Source organism: Halorubrum sp. SD612, assembly GCF_002135005.1.
On record NZ_NEWI01000005.1, the window covers coordinates 1 to 15,385 of the forward strand.

A 15,385-nucleotide genomic window follows, 5' to 3' on the forward strand; every position below is an offset into this window, starting at 1 on the left:
AGAGGAGGTCGGGGTCGCCGCCGTCGACGCCGCGCGCGCAGTTGTGGACGTACACCTCCTCGCAGCCGTCGGCGTCGAGGTCGGCCGCGCACACGCCCATCCCGTGGCGCGTCCCGTCGGCGACGATCCCGCAGGCGGTGTCGACGTAGCGGCCGTCCTTCCGGGCGTACAGCCGATTCGGCTCGCCGTAGCCGGCGACGAAGACGAGCGGTCCGTCGCGGCCGGGCGTCACCGCGACCCCGTATCCGCGCATCGGGCGTCCGTCATCGAGGAGACCGGACCGCTCCGTGAACATGGCCGCCCGTCACCGCTCCGAGAATATGAACGCACGGGTTGGATACGAGCGGCTCCCGCGGTGAGAAATGGTAACCGAGGCTATAGGTTCCGCTCGATGTACCGGTTCACCCGCGATATCCGGTCGGCGTCGAACGTCCACAGCCCGCGCCAGACTCGCGGCTCCGTCTCGACCGCGAGGAGTCCGACGCCGCCCTCGACACCGCGCTTGAGGTCGCTACTCGGGTCGCTCGCGGCCGAGTGCGGTCCCTCCGGCGGCCGGTACACCACGAACCAGCTATCTGTGAAGTCCGGGTCGTTCCCGGCGTGGATCACGGCGTCGAGGTCCGCCGGGAGCCTGTCGGGGACCCCGTAGAGGTGCGTGTCGACGGCGGTCTCGGTGACGCGCTCGTAGACGTTCCGCGTGCCGACCTCGTCGTCGATCCGCGAGAGCCGCTGGAACGACGAGCGCAGGGTGCCGTCGCCGGCGGCCCACGCCGCGCGCTCGATGAACCGCGAGATGGTGATGAGGAGCAGCTTCTGTCGGTTCGATTCGGGATACCCGCGGAGCGTGAACGTCGCGTCGCCGAGGCCGCTTATCACCGACGGGAGATCGACGTCGCCGAGGGACCGGCTGCCGGTGACGTACAGGTCCGAGTTGACGAAGAGCACCGCGTCGCCGAGTTCGGCGAGCGTCGAGCCGGCGACCACCTCGCCGCCCTCCATGAGCAGCACGAGGTTCTCGATCTCGTCGGGGTCGCCGCCGTCGAACGGAACGTCGTCGTGGCGGCGAAGCACCTCGACGTCGAGGGAGGGGACGGTCCCGGTGTCATCGTCGAGCACGCCGGTCGTCGCCAGTTCTCGGGCGGTGAGACCGTGCGTCCGCTCGCCGTTCGCGGCTCCGGCTGGCCCCGCGCCGTCGGTGACTCGTCGATCGCCCGAGCCGGTGATCACGCGGCCGTCGACCACTCCCACCGCGTCGTCGCCGAACGTGTCCACGAGCATGTTCAGCACGGGGTCCGGGTCGGTCCGGTTGACGATGACGACGGAGCGCTCGGGGCCGTCGAAGTGATCGAGAAACTGTTCGAGTGTCACGTGTACCGGTGTGGGCGTGTCCTCCTCATAAGGATTCTCGCACAGTTATCGCGTCCGATAACCACCGGTGAGCGGGGAAACCGCGACGTGCCGAGTCGGGTCCGGCGCGGGGGCGGAGCGACGGGACCTTACGCTCCCAGCGCGTCCTCGAGCAGCTGGAGCGGGTGTTCGATCTCGTAGCCGGTCCCGTGTTCCATCTGCATCGCGCAGGTCGGGCACTCGGTCATCCCGACCTCGCCCTCGGCGTCCTCCATGTGCTCGAACATCTCCGCGCCGATCTCCATCGACTTCTCGTACTTCTCCTCCTTCCAGCCGTAGGTGCCGGAGATGCCGGAACAGGAGTCGCCGACGTCCTCCATCTTCACGCCGTCGACGTCGCGGAACGTCTCGACTGCCTGCCGGGAAAGCCCCTGATTCCGGGCGTGACACGGCGCGTGATACGCGAAGGCGCGCTCGTCGTCGAGCCCGCCGGCCTCGTCGAGCGCCTCCTCTAGGTCCTCGTGGATGCGGAGGTACTCCAGCGCCTCGAAGGTGTGCTCGGCGACGTCGTCGATCCCGTGGAGGTCGAACAGCTCGGGGTACTCTTGGCGCAGCGACAGCGAACAGGAGGTACAGGAGGCGATCACGTCCGCGCCGTCGGCGATGGCCTCGACGAGGTTCTCGACGTTCGTCTCCGCGTGGCGGCGGGCGTCCTTCAGCATCCCGTTCGCGAACATCGGCGTGCCCGAGCACTTCTGGGGCGGGACCATCACCTCGTAGCCGAAGTGCTCGTAGACTGAGACCAACGCCTTGCCGACCTCGGGCGTGTTGTAGTTGGAGTAGCAGCCGTGGAAGTACGCCACGCGCTTGTCGGGGTTCTCCACCTGTGCGCCGCCGCGCGCCTTCCACCACTCGCGGAACGTCTCCGTGGCGAACTCGGGGAAGTCGCGCTCCTTCGGGATCCCCATAACCTTCTCCATCGCCCACCGCGCGGGGCCGAAGTTCATCGCGAACGATGCGGTCCGGGGGAACATACTCGCGAGGCTCGCCGAGGTGCGGTAGTTCGCTAACACCCGATTCCGGATGTACTCGACGGAGAGCTTCTCCATCTGGCGCTCGACGAACTGCCCGCGGGCCTCGTTGTGCATCTGGGAGAGCGGCACTCCCGAGGGGCAGGCGTCGTCACAGCGCATACAGTTCGAACAGGAGGTGATCGACTCGTCGATGTCGTGGTCGTCCTTCCGTTTGAGCCGCCACTGCTCGGGGCCCTGGAACTTCGGCCCGGGGAACTCGTCGTCGACCTCAGCCACCGGGCAGGAGGTATCGCAGCTCGTACACTTGTAACAGGAGTCGGCCCCCTCGCGGAGGTCGAGGTCGCCGCCGGGGAACACGTCGACCGGGTCGTACGCGTCCGGGTCGAGCTCGGTCGAATCCGCTCCGGCCGAGGCGCTTTCGACGCCGCCGTCGGTTGCGGCGCGGTCGCCCGCGGTCGCGTCCGTCTCCGCGACTCCCCCCTCGTCGGGGACGAACACCGACGGCTGCTCGTCGCGGCCGGACTCCGGGACGCCCGGCGTCGGCCCCTCGTAGCCGCCGTCGCTCGACTCGGTCGCCTCGTTCGACTCCCCCACGTCTCCGTCGTCGTCCGTGTGTCGTGTCATTGGTTCGCCTCCGTCGCCGCCTGTCGCCCGGCCGCGAGGCCGGTCGCGAGCGACACCCCGCTCGCGGACTTCTCCCGCGCCGCGTCCGCGCCGCCGACGACGCCGCCGGCCGCGAACACGTTCTCGTACTGTACCGTTCCCTCGGCGTCCGTGGGGCGACACCGCTCGTCGGGCCGGACCCCGAACCGCGCGTACGGCTGGTCGCCGAACGCGTCGTCGACGAACCACTCGTACCGGTCGTCCGGCTGGTCGACGTGGAGGTCGAGGACGGGCTCCCGGACCCCCTCCCGGTCGGAGTCGAGCCCCTTCCCGACGAGCCCGCCGGTCGCCAGCACGAACGCGTCGGCGCCGTACGGCGCCGTGCGACCCTTCCGATCGACCGCGACCGTCTCCACGCGACCGTCGGTCGCGGACTCGACGCCGACGACGGGGTTCCCGGTCTCAAACCGGACGCCCTCGGCGTCGAGCGCGTCGAACAGGCGGTCTTCGAGCCGCAGGCCGGGGAGGCTCGGCGGGCCCATCGGGATCTCGAACACGTCGGCGCCGAGCCGGTCAGCGAGTTCTTCGCGGACCTCCTCGCCCCGGTCGTCGCCCAGGAACGCGGGGAAGCCGACCCGCTCGACGCGGTCGACGCCGCCTGCCTCGTCGACCACGTCGTGGAGGTGCGGCGCGACCGCCTTCGAGAGCGCCTCGCGGGCGGGGACGCCGTCTATCTCCTCGTCGTGGTCGAGCGCCTTCGCGAGCCGGGTGATCTTCGCGTCGGCGCGGAACGCCTCCGCGAACTCGACCTCCGCGCCCGCGGCGTCGAACGGCACGCCCGCGGCCTCGAGCCGCCCCGCGAAGGCGCGCGCGTCGTACTCCGTGAGCGACCGGAACCCGACGACCAGCATCGGGCGGTCGTCGCTCGCGAGCCCCGCCTCGGCGGCCGCGGGGTAGCGCGCCGTCGGCTTCACCGCGCCGCCGAACGTCGGGACGAGGGCGTTGCGGTCGGTGTGGCCGCCGCGGTACGCGTCGCCCGCGAGGTCGTCGAAGAGGTCGAGCCCCTCCCGGAGCGCGTCGCTCCCGACGACCCGATACGGGTGCGACTCGGGGAGCCGGTCGATCCCCTCGAACGGGTCGGCGAGCGGCCCCTCCGGGTCCGGCCACTCATCGCGGTCGAGGTTCCGGCCCGCGGTCGGCGGCCCGTCCCGGAGCGGCTTCGCGGGCTCGGTCGCCGGGACGTAGCCGAGCGCGTCGATCAGCCCGGAGGCCTGCCGCAGCGTGCTCGACTTGTGCGAGACGAGCCGCACGTCCGCGCCCTCGCGGGCGGCCGAAACCGCGGCCGTGATCGCGGCGAGGCCGCCGCCGATCACGAGCACGTCGCTGTTTATCGCCATCAGCGCCCTCCGTCGGTGGCCGCGTCGTCACTTGCGCGGCCCCCGTCGGTCGCCGCGTCGTCGCTTGCGCGGCCACCGTCCGCGGCCGCGGTCCCCGTGTCGCCGCCGGAGCCGTCGGCCCCCGGCGCGTCGGCGCCCGCGTCGAACGCGCCGAAGTCCACCTCGCCGTCGAGGTTCGCGGGGTCGCCGTCGCGGTTCATCGTGGTCGCGTGGAGCAGGCGGTTCAGCATCGCCTGCGAGAGCTGTTCGCCCCACAGCGCGTGGCGCTGGCCCTTCCAGCGCTCCTGGTACAGCTCGTCTTCCGCGTCGCGGACGACCGGCTCGGGGTACTCCTCGGCGAGCTCCGACGCGATGCGGTGCGTACAGAAGCCGCCCTGGCAGTTCCCCATCGAGGCGCGGGTCCGCAGCCGGACCGCGTTGAGGTCGGAGCCGGCGTCGTCGACAGCGTCCTGGACCTCCGCGCGGGTCACGCTCTCGCAGTTACAGACGATCGGGTTCGGGTCGTACTCGTCGAGCACGTCGTCGGCCCGGGAGCCGAGCCGCTGGCCCGAGCGCCGCGCGACGGGCGACCGGAGCCCGAACTCGTCCATCAGCTCCTCCATGCGCGCCGGGTCTTCGGAGCCCGGCAGCGGCGCCTCGGCGGTGTCGCAGGTCGCCTCGTGGCCGAGCGTCTCGCAGACGTGGTCGGAGATGGACTCGGCCATCATCCGGTAGGTGGTGAGCTTCCCGCCGACGATGGTCGTCATCCCCGGAAGGTCGTCGCGGTCGCCGTGGTCGAGGAGGAAGTAGTCGCGCGTGATGTCGGTCGGGTCCTCGGTGCCGGTCCCCGGGGGTTCGTACAGCGGGCGGACCCCCCAGAACGAGCGGAGCGTGCGGGCGTCTTCGAGCGCCGGCACGAGCTCCGAGAGCGTCTCGATCATCAGGTCGACCTCCCAGTCCTCCTCGGGGTAGTCCTCGGGGTCGTCGACCTCCTCGTCGGTCGTGCCGAGGATACAGGCGGTCTCGTGGGGGACGATGATGTCGGCGTCGCCCTTCGGCCGACAGCGGTTGATCACGGTGTCGACCTGCCGGGTGTTCATCACCGTCATCACGCCCTTCGAGGGGCGCACCTCCACGTCGACGCCAGCCATCTCGCCGACGTTCCCCGCCCACGCGCCGGTCGCGTTGACGACGTGCCGCGCGCGGATCTCCTCGGTCGTCCCCGGCTCGCGGTGGACGCGCTTCCCCGGTCCCGTCTCGTGTTCGATCTCGACGCCGACGACCTCGCCGTCCTCGACGAGCACGTCGGTCACCGGTGCGTGGGTCTCGATTCGCGCGCCATGCTCGCGGGCGTCCGCGGCGTTCGACACGCAGAGCCGGAACGGGTCGATCGCGCCGTCTGGTAAGGCGATCGCCTTCTCGACATCGCGCGCGAGGTACGGCTCGCGACGGCGCGCCTCCTCGCCGTCGATCACCTCGGCGGGAATGTTACACGCCTTACATCCCTCCAGCTTCTCCTGGAAGTACTCCTCGGAGTCCTCGGGTCGCTTGACGAACATTCCCCCTGTCTCCTCGACGCAGTGGGCCGCGATGTCGCGGAGAACTCGGTTCTCCTCGATACACTCCTCCGCGCTCTTCTGGTCCGAGACCGCGTAGCGGCCCCCGCTGTGGAGGAGCCCGTGCATCCGTCCGGTCGTGCCGTGCGTCAGGTTCCCCTTCTCGACGAGGACCGCGTCGAGCCCCCGTCGCGCCAGGTCCCTGACGACGCCGCACCCCGTCGAGCCCCCACCGACGACGACGACGTCCACTTGTCTGTCCATGCGAGCCACTTGGACCCCGACCACTTTACTTTACCTCCCGAGGTGCCCCACCCATAACTATCACGGATATTCAAGTAGTGTAATCCCTGCCAGCGCCGATTTATTTATATACTAGACTTTTTCATTCGCGCCGATGTCCGGATTTCAACAGGAAGATTATTATGGTAGTACATTATGTTCACGATCGGCGTGGTAGCTTCCGTGAAGATATGTCGCGGCGGCGGCGGTGCGTCTTCCGGCCGTTTCGGTCCGGCTCCGGACGGGTCGGCCTCGACGGTCGGACGCCGTGACGGCGAACGCGACCCCGGATTCGCCCCCGACGACGAGGCCGAGCCGGTCGCCGACGCACGCGGACCAGCGCCACAGGAGGGATCCACAACATGACACAGTACGTCGGTGCGATAGACCAGGGGACGACCGGGACTCGATTCATGGTGTTCGACCATGAGGGCCAGGTCGTCGCGAACGCCTACGAACAGCACGAACAGATCTACCCGAACCCGGGCTGGGTCGAACACGACCCGATCGAGATCTGGGAGAACACCCAAGAAGTCGTCCTCGACGGGCTCGCCGAGGCCGGGCTCGACGCCGATCAGCTCGAGGCCATCGGCATCACCAATCAGCGCGAGACGACCATCGTCTGGGACAAAGACTCCGGACGGCCGGTCCACAACGCGCTGGTGTGGCAGGACCGTCGGACGACCGACCGCGTCGAGGAGCTACAAGAGGACGAGAAGGTCGAGGAGATCCGCGAGAAGACCGGCCTCGAGGCCGACGCGTACTTCTCGGCGACCAAGACCGAGTGGATCCTCGACAACGCGGAGCCGCTCAAGATGCAGAGCTCGCGCGGCGGCGACCTCCGCGACCGCGCTCGCGCAGGCGAACTCGTGATGGGCACCATCGACTCGTGGCTCATCTACAACCTGACGGGCAACCACATCACGGACGTCACGAACGCCTCCCGGACGATGCTGTACAACATCCGGGAACTGGAGTGGGACGACGAGCTCTTAGACGAGTTCGACGTGCCCAAGGAGATGGTGCCCGAGGTACGCCCCTCCTCCGACGAGGACTACTACGGCCACACGGACGCCGACGGCTTCCTCGGCGAGGAGGTCCCGGTTGCCGGCGCGCTCGGTGACCAGCAGGCCGCGCTGTTCGGCCAGACCTGCTTCGACGAGGGCGACGCGAAGAACACCTACGGCACCGGCTCGTTCTACCTGATGAACACCGGGACCGACGCCGTCGAGTCCGACCACGGACTGCTGACGACGATCGGGTTCCAGATGTCCGGCGAGCCCGTCCAGTACGCGCTCGAAGGGTCCATCTTCATCACCGGCGCCGCCATCGAGTGGCTCGAGGACGTCGACCTGATCAACAACGCGGCACAGACCGCGGAGCTGGCGCGCTCGGTCGACTCGACCGACGGCGTCTACATGGTCCCGGCGTTCACGGGACTCGGCGCGCCGCACTGGGACGGCCGCGCACGCGGGACCATCGTCGGGATGACCCGCGGCACGAGCAAGGAGCACATCGTCCGGGCGACGCTCGAATCGATCGCCTACCAGACCCGCGACATCGCTGAGGCCATGGAGGCCGACTCCGGCGTGGAGACCACGACGCTCCGCGTCGACGGCGGCGCGGTGAAGAACAACTTCCTCTGTCAGCTCCAGTCCGACATCATCCAGACCGACATCGCGCGGCCCGAGGTCGACGAGACCACCGCGCTCGGCTCGGCGTACGCCGCCGGGCTCGCGGTCGGCTACTGGGACAACGTCGACGAGCTGCGCGACAACTGGCAGATCGACCGCGAGTTCACGCCCGAGAAGGACCAGGCCGATGTCGACAAACTCTACGGCCGCTGGGACGACGCGGTCGAGCGCTCGAAGAACTGGGCGATCGACGAGGAGGACGAATAGATGAGCGTCGAACTGCTGCCGGAACTGGCCGTCGCGGCCGACACCGTGCTACAGGTCGGCTACGACCCGGGCGCGCCGACCGACGTGATCCAGAGCCTGACCAATCCAGCGATCCTTCTCGGGGCGCTCGCGGGCGGCGCCTTCGGGGCGGCGCTCGGCGCCCTGCCGGCGTTCATCTTCACGGGCTTCCTCGTGATCGGCGGGTCGCTCGGCGGCGGTGGATTCGGCGTGGACGTCGGGTTCGGTCCCGTCTTCGGCCCGCATATCTCCTTCGCGGGGGGTGTCGCGGCCGCCGGTTACGCTGCCAACAAGGGCTATATGGAGTCCGGATTCGACTACCACAACGCGAAGGACATCGGCTTCGCGCTGGGGAGTAAACCCGACATCCTCGCCGTGGGGGCCGTCTTCGGCGTCTTCGGCGTCCTCATCGAGCAGCTCTCCCGGCAGCTGGCGATCCCGGTCGACCCGATCCCGGTGAGCATCGTCATCAGCGCCCTCGTCGTTCGGGCGGTGTTCGGATACAGCATCGTCGGCAAGGTGAGCGACAAGGCGAACGGCTACTTCGACATGGGGCCGTTCGAGCGCGAGCAGATGCGCGAGCCCGGCGAAGTGGTGGGCGACGGCGGCAAGGCCAGTGAGGACCGCCTCGCCGTCGAGCCGTGGCTGCCGAACATGTACAAGTGGTCGCACGTCGCGGCGATCGGCTTCTTCGCCGGTCTCGCCTCGGCCGTCATCACGTACAACATGATCACCGGCGGGCACGGCCTCATCGCCGTGTTCGCCGGCTTCGGGATCAGTGCCGGGTCGCTGCTGTTCCTGAACCTCGGCGTCGACCGGATCCCGGTCACCCACCACATGACGCTGGCGGGGTCGACCGCCTTCCTCTCCGTGTGGCAGGGAGGCATCACGACGCTCACGGACCTCTCGGCGGCCGACCTGACCGCGCCGCTGGCGTTCGGCGCCGCGCCCGCGCTGCTGTTCGGCGCGCTGTTCGGCGTGTTCGCCGCGGTCGTCGGTGAGGCGTCGCAGCGCGTGGTCTACGCGCACTCCGACACGCACTTCGACCCGCCGGCGGCCGCCATCGTGGTCTGGTCGCTGACGCTCGGCCTGCTCGTCATCGCCGGACTGCTCAACTGGGCCGTCTGGATCCCCGGCACGGGGATCTAACGCGTCCTCACTTTCGGCAGGGGTCTTTTATTATGGCACATCGCTCATCCGCGGTCGGTCGGAATCGCCCGGACAGCGACCGGTGTCTCGGTGACGGCGCCCCGGTGCGACCGTCAGTCCGGGAGCAACGCGGAGAAGGCGAGGAACGCGCCGGCGGCGACCGCGGACGCGGCGACGGCGACCGTCGTCACCTCGACGCCGAGATACCGGGCGATCAGGGCGAGCGCGCCCGCCAGAACGAGCGCGACTCCGACCGCGCCGTGGTGGTAGCGCCCCGCAGTCGGCTGGTCGGCGACCGCCGCCGAGTCGCGGTCGACGAAGATCCGGGCGCCCCACCACACCGAGCCGAACCGGGCGCCGATCCCGATCGCGGCGGCGGCGATCGAGACGAACTCGATGTCGCCGACGGTGAACATGCCGGCACCGAACGCGGCCACGGTCGTCAGGACGGCGACAACTTTGCTCCGGTCGTCGACCGTGTGGAGCGCCTCCACGCCCGGGTCGTTCGACATACCAGTCGTAGTTCGCCCGACGCTGGTATAGGTTTCCATCGGGCGAGTCCCGCGCTCGCTCCCGCGACCGCGGTCGGCGCCGTCGAGGGCGCGCGTCCGGTGAGCCCTCGCCGCGGAGCGAACGTGGGGTATTTAATCACCGCGCCGAGGAGGAGGTGGTATGTTGGACCGGCTCGGGCTCGACCGGCGGGATCGGCGGAACCTCCTCGTCGTGATGGCAGTCGTCGCGGCCGTGACGGCGGTGGTCTCGGCGGGAACGATCTCCGTTCGGCTCGTCGTCGGCGTGATAGCCGGCCTCATCAGCGGAGTCGTCTTTGTCGTCTCCACGGCGCTAATCAACCGATACAAACCCGAACACTGGTAACGGGCCGGTCGGCGCGCCGAACCCGCCCGACTGCGCCGCCGCGCGCGCTCCGCGAGTCGCGACAGTTTTGTTCGGCGATCACGGAGGGGGGCCCGTGAACATCGACGACCGGATCGAGCGACGGCTCGGCTACGACGCGGGCATGAGCGTTCTCGCCGACTTCGAGGCCGTCTCCCCGGTCACCCACGTCGACTCGCCGGTCGGTCGCGGCCCGGCCATCGAGCGCCTGCTCGACGTGTTCGAGCCCGCGTTCTCCGGGTCGCTCCCGCCGAGCGTCTACGTGTACGGCCCGAAGGGGAGCGGGAAGTCCGCCGTCGTCTCCTCGCTGTTCGACCGGCTCGCGGCGCACAGCGGCCCCCGTCGGGCCATCCAGACGACGACGCGGGCGGTCGAACCGACGATCCCCGGGTTCGTCTACGTCGACGCCCGGCGGGCGTCGACCCGCTTCCGACTGTACCACGCGATGCTGGCCGCCATGAGCGACGACTCCGTTCCCGACCACGGGATCGGGACCGAGGAGCTGGCCGCCTCCCTGCGCGACGCGATGCGCACCGGTCCGGACCTCGTCGTCGCCGTCGACCACGCGAACGAGGCCGAGACGCCGACGGCGGCGACGCTGATCGACTGGCTGAACGACGTGGGCGAGCGGCTCGTCCCCGCGTTCCTCGGCCGCGATCCGCCGGACGCGATCGGCTGGGAGCCGGAGACGACCGTCGAGTTCGCGAAGTACCGCCGACACGTGCTCGTCGAGCTGCTGACGAGCCGGTGCTCGACGGGGCTCGGCCGAGACGCGCTCAGCCACGACCAGATCCGCGAGGTCGTCGAGTGGGCCGCGGGCGACGCCCACGACGCCCTCGCCGCCGTGATGGGCGCGGCGGTCAACGCGGAGCGGTCGGGGGCGTCGACGATCCGATCCGGCGACGTCGACGCCGGCGTCGACGGCGTTCCCCGGCCCTGCGTGGCGCTGGGGCGTGTGCTCGCGCTCCCCGAGAGCCGCCAGCGGCTCCTCTACGAGCTCGCCGGGCTCTCCGAGGACGAGCGCTCGACCGTCGGCGTGGCGACGGAGACCATCGCGGCGCGCTCGGGCGTCGACCTCTCGGCGTCGACGGTCAGGCGCGTGCTCTACGAGCTGGCCGACGCCGGCCTGCTCGAACGAGTCACCGTCCGCGAGACCGACGGTAAGGGCCGACCGCCGAGCCGGCTCGTCCCGCTGTTCCCGACGGTCGTCTTCAGCGAGCTGTTCGACCGTCGCACCCGCTCCGGGTAGGCGCCGAGCGGGCGGCCGCCGTCCGGTCCGCCCTGCCTCCGTTCGAACGGAAGACAGTTGTCGCCGTGCCGCCGACCCGATGGTATGGTTCCGCCCCTCGCGCTCGACATCGACGGTACGCTGACGACGCCGAGCGGCCGGATCGATCCGCGAGTCTTCGAGTTGTTGCCCGGGTGGGACGCGCCGGTCGTGTTCGCCACCGGCAAGGCGTTCCCGTACCCGGTGGCGCTCGCGCACTTCCTCGGCCGCGAGGAGACCGTGATCGCGGAGAACGGCGGCGTCGCGTACGTCGGCGGCGAGACGACGCTCGTCGGCGACCCGGACGCGGCGTGGGCCGTCGTCGAGGCGTTCCGCGAGCGCGGCGGAGCGATCGGCTGGGGCGACGGCGACACGGTGAACCGCTGGCGCGAGACGGAGGTCGCGCTCGGACCCGACGTCGACGCGGGGCTGCTCCGCGAGGTCGCCGCGGCCGCGGGCGACGACGTGGAGATCGTCGACACCGGCTACGCCTACCACGTGAAATCGGTGGGGGTCAGCAAGGGTCGCGCGCTCCGCGTCGTCGCCGAGGCGCTCGGCGTCGACCCCGCCGCGTTCGTCGCGATCGGCGACAGCGAGAACGACGCGTCGACGTTCGGCGTCGCCGGCGAGTCGTACGCGGTCGCCAACGCCGACGCCGCCGCCCGCAATGCCGCCGACGAGGTGGTGGACGACGGGTACATGAACGGGACGGTCTCGGTGCTCGAACGGCTGCGCGAGCGCGCCGAGTAGTCCGTATCCGGCGGCGGAGCGCGTCCGCTCTGCTCAGCTCGTCCCGGCGACTCCGGGGGACGCGTACGGGTCATCTGTTCGATTCGGGGGCATCGCCCTCGGGGTCGGTCTCCGCTCACGCGTCCGTCACGGCCGCGAGTTCGCGGAGCGAGTCGATTTCGTGGGTGGGCGCGACGGAGAGGGTCGTGTCCCGGCAATGTGGCCGTCGGACGAACGCCGAGTCCAGCCCGGCCCGGTGGGCCGCTCTCACGTCGCTCTCGCTGTCGCCGACGTAGAGCGCCGACTCGGCGCCGAGCTCCGCGAGCGCCCGGTCGAGATAGTGCGTGTTCGGCTTCTTCAGGTCCAGGCTCTCGACACTCTTCTCTCGGCCGTGATAGGCGTCGAACGCGTGCCGCAGGCCGAAGAAGTCCAACACGAACGCGACCGTGCTGTGGTGGTTGTTGCTCACGACGCCGCGGGGTCGATCGAGGTTCGTGACGCTCCGAACGTCGTCGTAGAGCGCCCGTGACCCCGACTCGAACTTCTCGAACTGAGACCGTTCGTCGAGCCGCTCTCGGGCTCGCCAGAACGCCTCCACGTCCACGTCGTAGACCGCGCACATCTCACGCAGTCTCTCGACGGTCGTCCCGCCTACGACGTCGTCGACGTGCGCTTGGTCCGGGTCCCGGACGCCTACCGCTTCGAACGCTTCCCGCGTCGCTTCGACCGCCGTCTCGTGGGCCGGCGGCTCGACCAAGACGCCGTCGTTGTCGAAGAGAACCGCGTCGTATCCGGTCACGCCTCCGTGTTTCCCGAAATTCGGATTAGTCGTTTCGGTGTCCCGGTTCGACCGGCCACACGGCGGCCGCGTCGAGAGGGCGGCGTCGTCGGCCAGCGACCGCTGCGATCACTCCTCACTGTACGGATACCGCGCCGTCGACCCGCATTCCGTACACCGGACGACCACGCGCCCGGGTCGCGTCCGGACGCGGCTCGTCTTGCCGGGGCGGAGGTAGACGGCGCAGTCGTCGCAGGCGCGCCGTGAGAGCTCGGCGGGAACGCCGCAGCGGTTGCGCTCGGCGATCCGGCGGGCGCGGGCGACGTACTCGCGGGCGCGGTCGTACTCATCGTCGACGACCGCCTCGCGGGCGAGGACGAACAGCCGCTCGATCCGCTCCGCCGGGATGCCCATGTCACCGAGGGCGGCGCGCGGCGCCAAAGAGGTTGTTATCCGGGTCGGGCGGGGCGGCCGCCCGGACCGTGCCGACGCTCCGGACGCGGGGCGCCGGCCGGGACCCGCACGCTTTTTTATCGGTCCGACCCAACCGAGTGATATGAAAGAATCCCTGATGGACGTGATCTGCTGTCCGCTCGACAAGGCGACTCTCGAACTCGACGTCGACGACGCGGACGACGAGGAGGTCCTCGCCGGGACGCTCACCTGTAGGGAGTGCGGCGAGACGTACCCCATCGAAGACGGGATCCCGAACCTCCTCCCGCCGGACATGCGCGAGGAGGCGGCTGCGTAGGGGGTTCCGCTCCGGAGCGGCGGGAGCGGATCCGCCCCGAGGCGCCGACCGCGGCGACGGCCTCCGGCGGTCGACGCCGCCGCCCGAACTCCTCGCTCGTGTGAATCTTTTTTTAGTGCGGGGTCGTGGTTCCACCCGTGCCGACACTCGACGTCGAACTGAACGGGGAGGCGGTCCACGACATCGACGCGCCGGACTCGTTCGTCACCGACGGGCCGTTCCCGGTCGTGCTCGAGAACAGCGGCCGCTCGACGCACGTCCACCTTCACTTCGACGACGAGCTGGACCGGGTGGCGACGCTCGACGAGGGGAACCACTTCGTCGCCGACGAGGCCACCCGTCACGTCCACGTGTCGACCGCCGACGTCGACGAGCGGGTCCGCGGCAAGCTGAAGATCGTCACCGGGTACGGGTCGAACACGCGCTACGTCGACGTGCGGGTCGATCCGTCGCCCGACTCCCCGAGCGAGCCCGTCGCCGTCGACGAGACGCTCTCCGCCCCCCCGGAGCAGACCCCGGAGGTGCCGCCCGGGCAGCGCGCGGTGAACGCGCTCGACCGACTCGTTCGGCGCGGCGGGGTCGCGGGCGCGGCGTTCGGGCTGATCGCGGTCGTCGCCGCAGTGGGGGTCGCGCTCGCCGCCGACAGCGCCGTCGTCTGGCTCGCGGTGGGGGTCGCGCTGATGACCGCGTTCGGCGCGGTGCTGCTCGCGGTGACGTGAGGCGACGCGGGTCGCCGTCCCGCCCGTTCCCCCGCGCGCGGTCCGCGTCCTCTCAGTCGGGATCCGCGCGCTTTTAACCGTCCCACCGGAACGAAACGCCATGAGCTTCGAGAAGGAAGACGAGGTCGTGCTCCACGACAAACACAGCGAGTACGACGGCGAGACGGGCACGATCACGCAGGTCATGGAGACGATGTTCGGCGACGCGACGTACACGGTCAGCTTCGAGGACGGTCAGGAGACGGGCGTCCCCGAGAACGCGCTCGACGCCGTCGAGAGCGAGGAGTAACGCGGCCCCACCCCGCACCGCATGCCGAAAGTCCCCTTCCACTACGTCGACCTCCGCGCGTTCTCGTACGCCACGGAGGACGTGAAACGCGTCGAGCAGGCGCTGTACTCCCTCCTCCCCGACGAGGTCGAACTCGACCGCGTCGAGAACGTGGGGCACCACGGGGACCGCATCGTCGTGCTCTCGGCGCGGGTCGAGCGGGCCGACGAGATGCGACACGTGTTAGACCGGCTCGCAGAGCTGGAGGACCTCGACCGCGTCCTCGACGAGCTCGACGAGCGGGTCGACGACAACTGCGCGCTGTTCCTCCGCCTCGACAAACAGGCGGCGTTCCGCGACGAGGTCCGCCTCGGCCCGGGTCTCACCGTCCGCACGAAGGTCGAGGCGTACCCGGCGAAGAAGGAGAAGGCAGTCGCGAACGCCCGCGAGACGCTCTCGCGGCTGGCCGACGACGACTGACAGACTACTGTTCGGCGACAACTGATCGACGACGGCCGCGCGATCGAGCCGCGCTCTCCCGGTCGCGTGCCCCGGCCGCACCCGCGGCGTGACTTTTTCACCCGTCCCGTCGATGTCACGTCATGACCGATCCGTTCGTGGTCGTCGGCGCCGACGCGGCTGGATTGAGCGCGGCCAGCAAGTTCCGTCGCGAGGCGCCCGACCGAGAGGTCGTCGTCTTCGAGAAGGGTCGC

At 70.0% G+C, this 15,385-nt stretch carries 17 protein-coding genes and 1 pseudogene; 10 read left to right on the plus strand and 8 right to left on the minus strand.

All coding sequences use genetic code 11. From position 1 onward, the window contains the following. From B9G38_RS01230 to glpA, 5 genes and pseudogenes are all read right to left on the minus strand, one after another. Window positions 1–295: pseudogene (locus tag B9G38_RS01230) on the minus strand (CRTAC1 family protein); the annotation flags it as partial. Between the two features lie 80 nt (window positions 296–375). Then, window positions 376–1,368 (minus strand): hypothetical protein, encoded by a 993-nt coding sequence (locus B9G38_RS01235; RefSeq protein ID WP_086219211.1) that lies wholly within the window; start codon window positions 1,366–1,368, stop codon window positions 376–378. A gap of 128 nt (window positions 1,369–1,496) precedes the next feature. Then, on the minus strand, window positions 1,497–3,005 hold the full coding sequence (locus tag B9G38_RS01240) for an anaerobic glycerol-3-phosphate dehydrogenase subunit C (RefSeq protein ID WP_086219212.1): 1,509 nt from the start codon (window positions 3,003–3,005) through the stop codon (window positions 1,497–1,499). Further along, on the minus strand, window positions 3,002–4,381 hold the full coding sequence (glpB, locus tag B9G38_RS01245) for a glycerol-3-phosphate dehydrogenase subunit GlpB (RefSeq protein ID WP_086219213.1): 1,380 nt from the start codon (window positions 4,379–4,381) through the stop codon (window positions 3,002–3,004). Before glpB ends, B9G38_RS01240 begins: the two co-directional genes overlap by 4 nt. Further along, a complete protein-coding gene (glpA, locus tag B9G38_RS01250; protein WP_086219214.1) occupies window positions 4,381–6,180 on the minus strand; it encodes an anaerobic glycerol-3-phosphate dehydrogenase subunit GlpA in 1,800 nt (599 codons plus the stop codon). Before glpA ends, glpB begins: the two co-directional genes overlap by 1 nt. 380 nt (window positions 6,181–6,560) lie before the next feature. Here glpA and glpK point away from each other — a divergent pair, with 380 nt between their 5' ends. Together glpK and B9G38_RS01260 are read left to right on the plus strand one after the other, a co-directional pair. After that, the gene (glpK, locus tag B9G38_RS01255) at window positions 6,561–8,099 is read left to right on the plus strand and encodes a glycerol kinase GlpK (RefSeq protein ID WP_049929837.1); all 1,539 of its coding nucleotides are present in this window, start codon (window positions 6,561–6,563) and stop codon (window positions 8,097–8,099) included. Further along, the gene (locus tag B9G38_RS01260; protein ID WP_086219215.1) at window positions 8,100–9,266 is read left to right on the plus strand and encodes a hypothetical protein; all 1,167 of its coding nucleotides are present in this window, start codon (window positions 8,100–8,102) and stop codon (window positions 9,264–9,266) included. 113 nt (window positions 9,267–9,379) lie between these two features. On the opposite strand, the gene B9G38_RS01265 is transcribed toward B9G38_RS01260, so the two are convergent. Then, window positions 9,380–9,778, minus strand: coding sequence for a hypothetical protein (locus B9G38_RS01265; RefSeq protein WP_049929835.1), 399 nt, complete (start codon window positions 9,776–9,778; stop codon window positions 9,380–9,382). A 160-nt stretch (window positions 9,779–9,938) separates the two neighbouring features. Between B9G38_RS01265 and B9G38_RS01270 the strand changes: the two genes are divergently transcribed. The 3 genes from B9G38_RS01270 (at window position 9,939) to B9G38_RS01280 (ending at window position 12,177) form a co-directional block, all read left to right on the plus strand. Next, window positions 9,939–10,142: a hypothetical protein gene (locus B9G38_RS01270; RefSeq protein WP_049929833.1), complete on the plus strand. Its 204-nt coding sequence runs from the start codon at window positions 9,939–9,941 to the stop codon at window positions 10,140–10,142. 94 nt (window positions 10,143–10,236) lie between these two features. Beyond that, a complete protein-coding gene (locus tag B9G38_RS01275) occupies window positions 10,237–11,409 on the plus strand; it encodes a Cdc6/Cdc18 family protein (RefSeq protein ID WP_049929831.1) in 1,173 nt (390 codons plus the stop codon). A gap of 84 nt (window positions 11,410–11,493) precedes the next feature. After that, window positions 11,494–12,177, plus strand: coding sequence for an HAD-IIB family hydrolase (locus tag B9G38_RS01280; protein ID WP_086219216.1), 684 nt, complete (start codon window positions 11,494–11,496; stop codon window positions 12,175–12,177). Between the two features lie 115 nt (window positions 12,178–12,292). Here B9G38_RS01280 and B9G38_RS01285 read toward each other — a convergent pair whose 3' ends face one another. Further along, window positions 12,293–12,955, minus strand: a complete 663-nt coding sequence (locus B9G38_RS01285) for an HAD family hydrolase (protein ID WP_049929828.1) — start codon at window positions 12,953–12,955, stop codon at window positions 12,293–12,295. Window positions 12,956–13,063: 108 nt separating this feature from the next. Beyond that, a complete protein-coding gene (locus B9G38_RS01290; protein ID WP_086219217.1) occupies window positions 13,064–13,348 on the minus strand; it encodes a ribonuclease P protein component 4 in 285 nt (94 codons plus the stop codon). A 142-nt stretch (window positions 13,349–13,490) separates the two neighbouring features. On the opposite strand from B9G38_RS01290, the gene B9G38_RS01295 reads away from it, so the two are divergent. The 5 genes from B9G38_RS01295 to B9G38_RS17725 all read left to right on the plus strand — a co-directional run. Further along, window positions 13,491–13,685, plus strand: a complete 195-nt coding sequence (locus B9G38_RS01295; RefSeq protein WP_198945644.1) for a methytransferase partner Trm112 — start codon at window positions 13,491–13,493, stop codon at window positions 13,683–13,685. A gap of 137 nt (window positions 13,686–13,822) precedes the next feature. Next, entirely contained in the window at window positions 13,823–14,404 is a 582-nt protein-coding gene (locus B9G38_RS01300) for a hypothetical protein (protein WP_176454919.1), read from the plus strand. Between the two features lie 100 nt (window positions 14,405–14,504). Beyond that, on the plus strand, window positions 14,505–14,693 hold the full coding sequence (locus B9G38_RS01305) for a DUF1918 domain-containing protein (protein WP_086219219.1): 189 nt from the start codon (window positions 14,505–14,507) through the stop codon (window positions 14,691–14,693). 21 nt (window positions 14,694–14,714) lie between these two features. Then, on the plus strand, window positions 14,715–15,152 hold the full coding sequence (locus B9G38_RS01310; protein ID WP_086219220.1) for an RNA-binding protein: 438 nt from the start codon (window positions 14,715–14,717) through the stop codon (window positions 15,150–15,152). A 122-nt stretch (window positions 15,153–15,274) separates the two neighbouring features. Further along, window positions 15,275–15,385: NAD(P)-binding protein (locus B9G38_RS17725; RefSeq protein ID WP_143415341.1), on the plus strand; the 111-nt coding region annotated here is incomplete at its 3' end.

Excerpts from the sequence above, each read along its gene's own strand:
- B9G38_RS01240 (WP_086219212.1), bottom strand. The coding sequence starts at position 3,005 with ATGACACGACACACGGACGACGACGGAGACGTGGGGGAGTCGAACGAG.
- glpB (WP_086219213.1), bottom strand. The coding sequence starts at position 4,381 with ATGGCGATAAACAGCGACGTGCTCGTGATCGGCGGCGGCCTCGCCGCG.
- glpA (WP_086219214.1), bottom strand. The coding sequence starts at position 6,180 with ATGGACAGACAAGTGGACGTCGTCGTCGTCGGTGGGGGCTCGACGGGG.
- glpK (WP_049929837.1), top strand. The coding sequence starts at position 6,561 with ATGACACAGTACGTCGGTGCGATAGACCAGGGGACGACCGGGACTCGA.
- B9G38_RS01260 (WP_086219215.1), top strand. The coding sequence starts at position 8,100 with ATGAGCGTCGAACTGCTGCCGGAACTGGCCGTCGCGGCCGACACCGTG.
- B9G38_RS01265 (WP_049929835.1), bottom strand. The coding sequence starts at position 9,778 with ATGTCGAACGACCCGGGCGTGGAGGCGCTCCACACGGTCGACGACCGG.
- B9G38_RS01270 (WP_049929833.1), top strand. The coding sequence starts at position 9,939 with ATGTTGGACCGGCTCGGGCTCGACCGGCGGGATCGGCGGAACCTCCTC.
- B9G38_RS01280 (WP_086219216.1), top strand. The coding sequence starts at position 11,494 with ATGGTTCCGCCCCTCGCGCTCGACATCGACGGTACGCTGACGACGCCG.
- B9G38_RS01290 (WP_086219217.1), bottom strand. The coding sequence starts at position 13,348 with ATGGGCATCCCGGCGGAGCGGATCGAGCGGCTGTTCGTCCTCGCCCGC.
- B9G38_RS01295 (WP_198945644.1), top strand. The coding sequence starts at position 13,491 with ATGAAAGAATCCCTGATGGACGTGATCTGCTGTCCGCTCGACAAGGCG.
- B9G38_RS01305 (WP_086219219.1), top strand. The coding sequence starts at position 14,505 with ATGAGCTTCGAGAAGGAAGACGAGGTCGTGCTCCACGACAAACACAGC.
- B9G38_RS01310 (WP_086219220.1), top strand. The coding sequence starts at position 14,715 with ATGCCGAAAGTCCCCTTCCACTACGTCGACCTCCGCGCGTTCTCGTAC.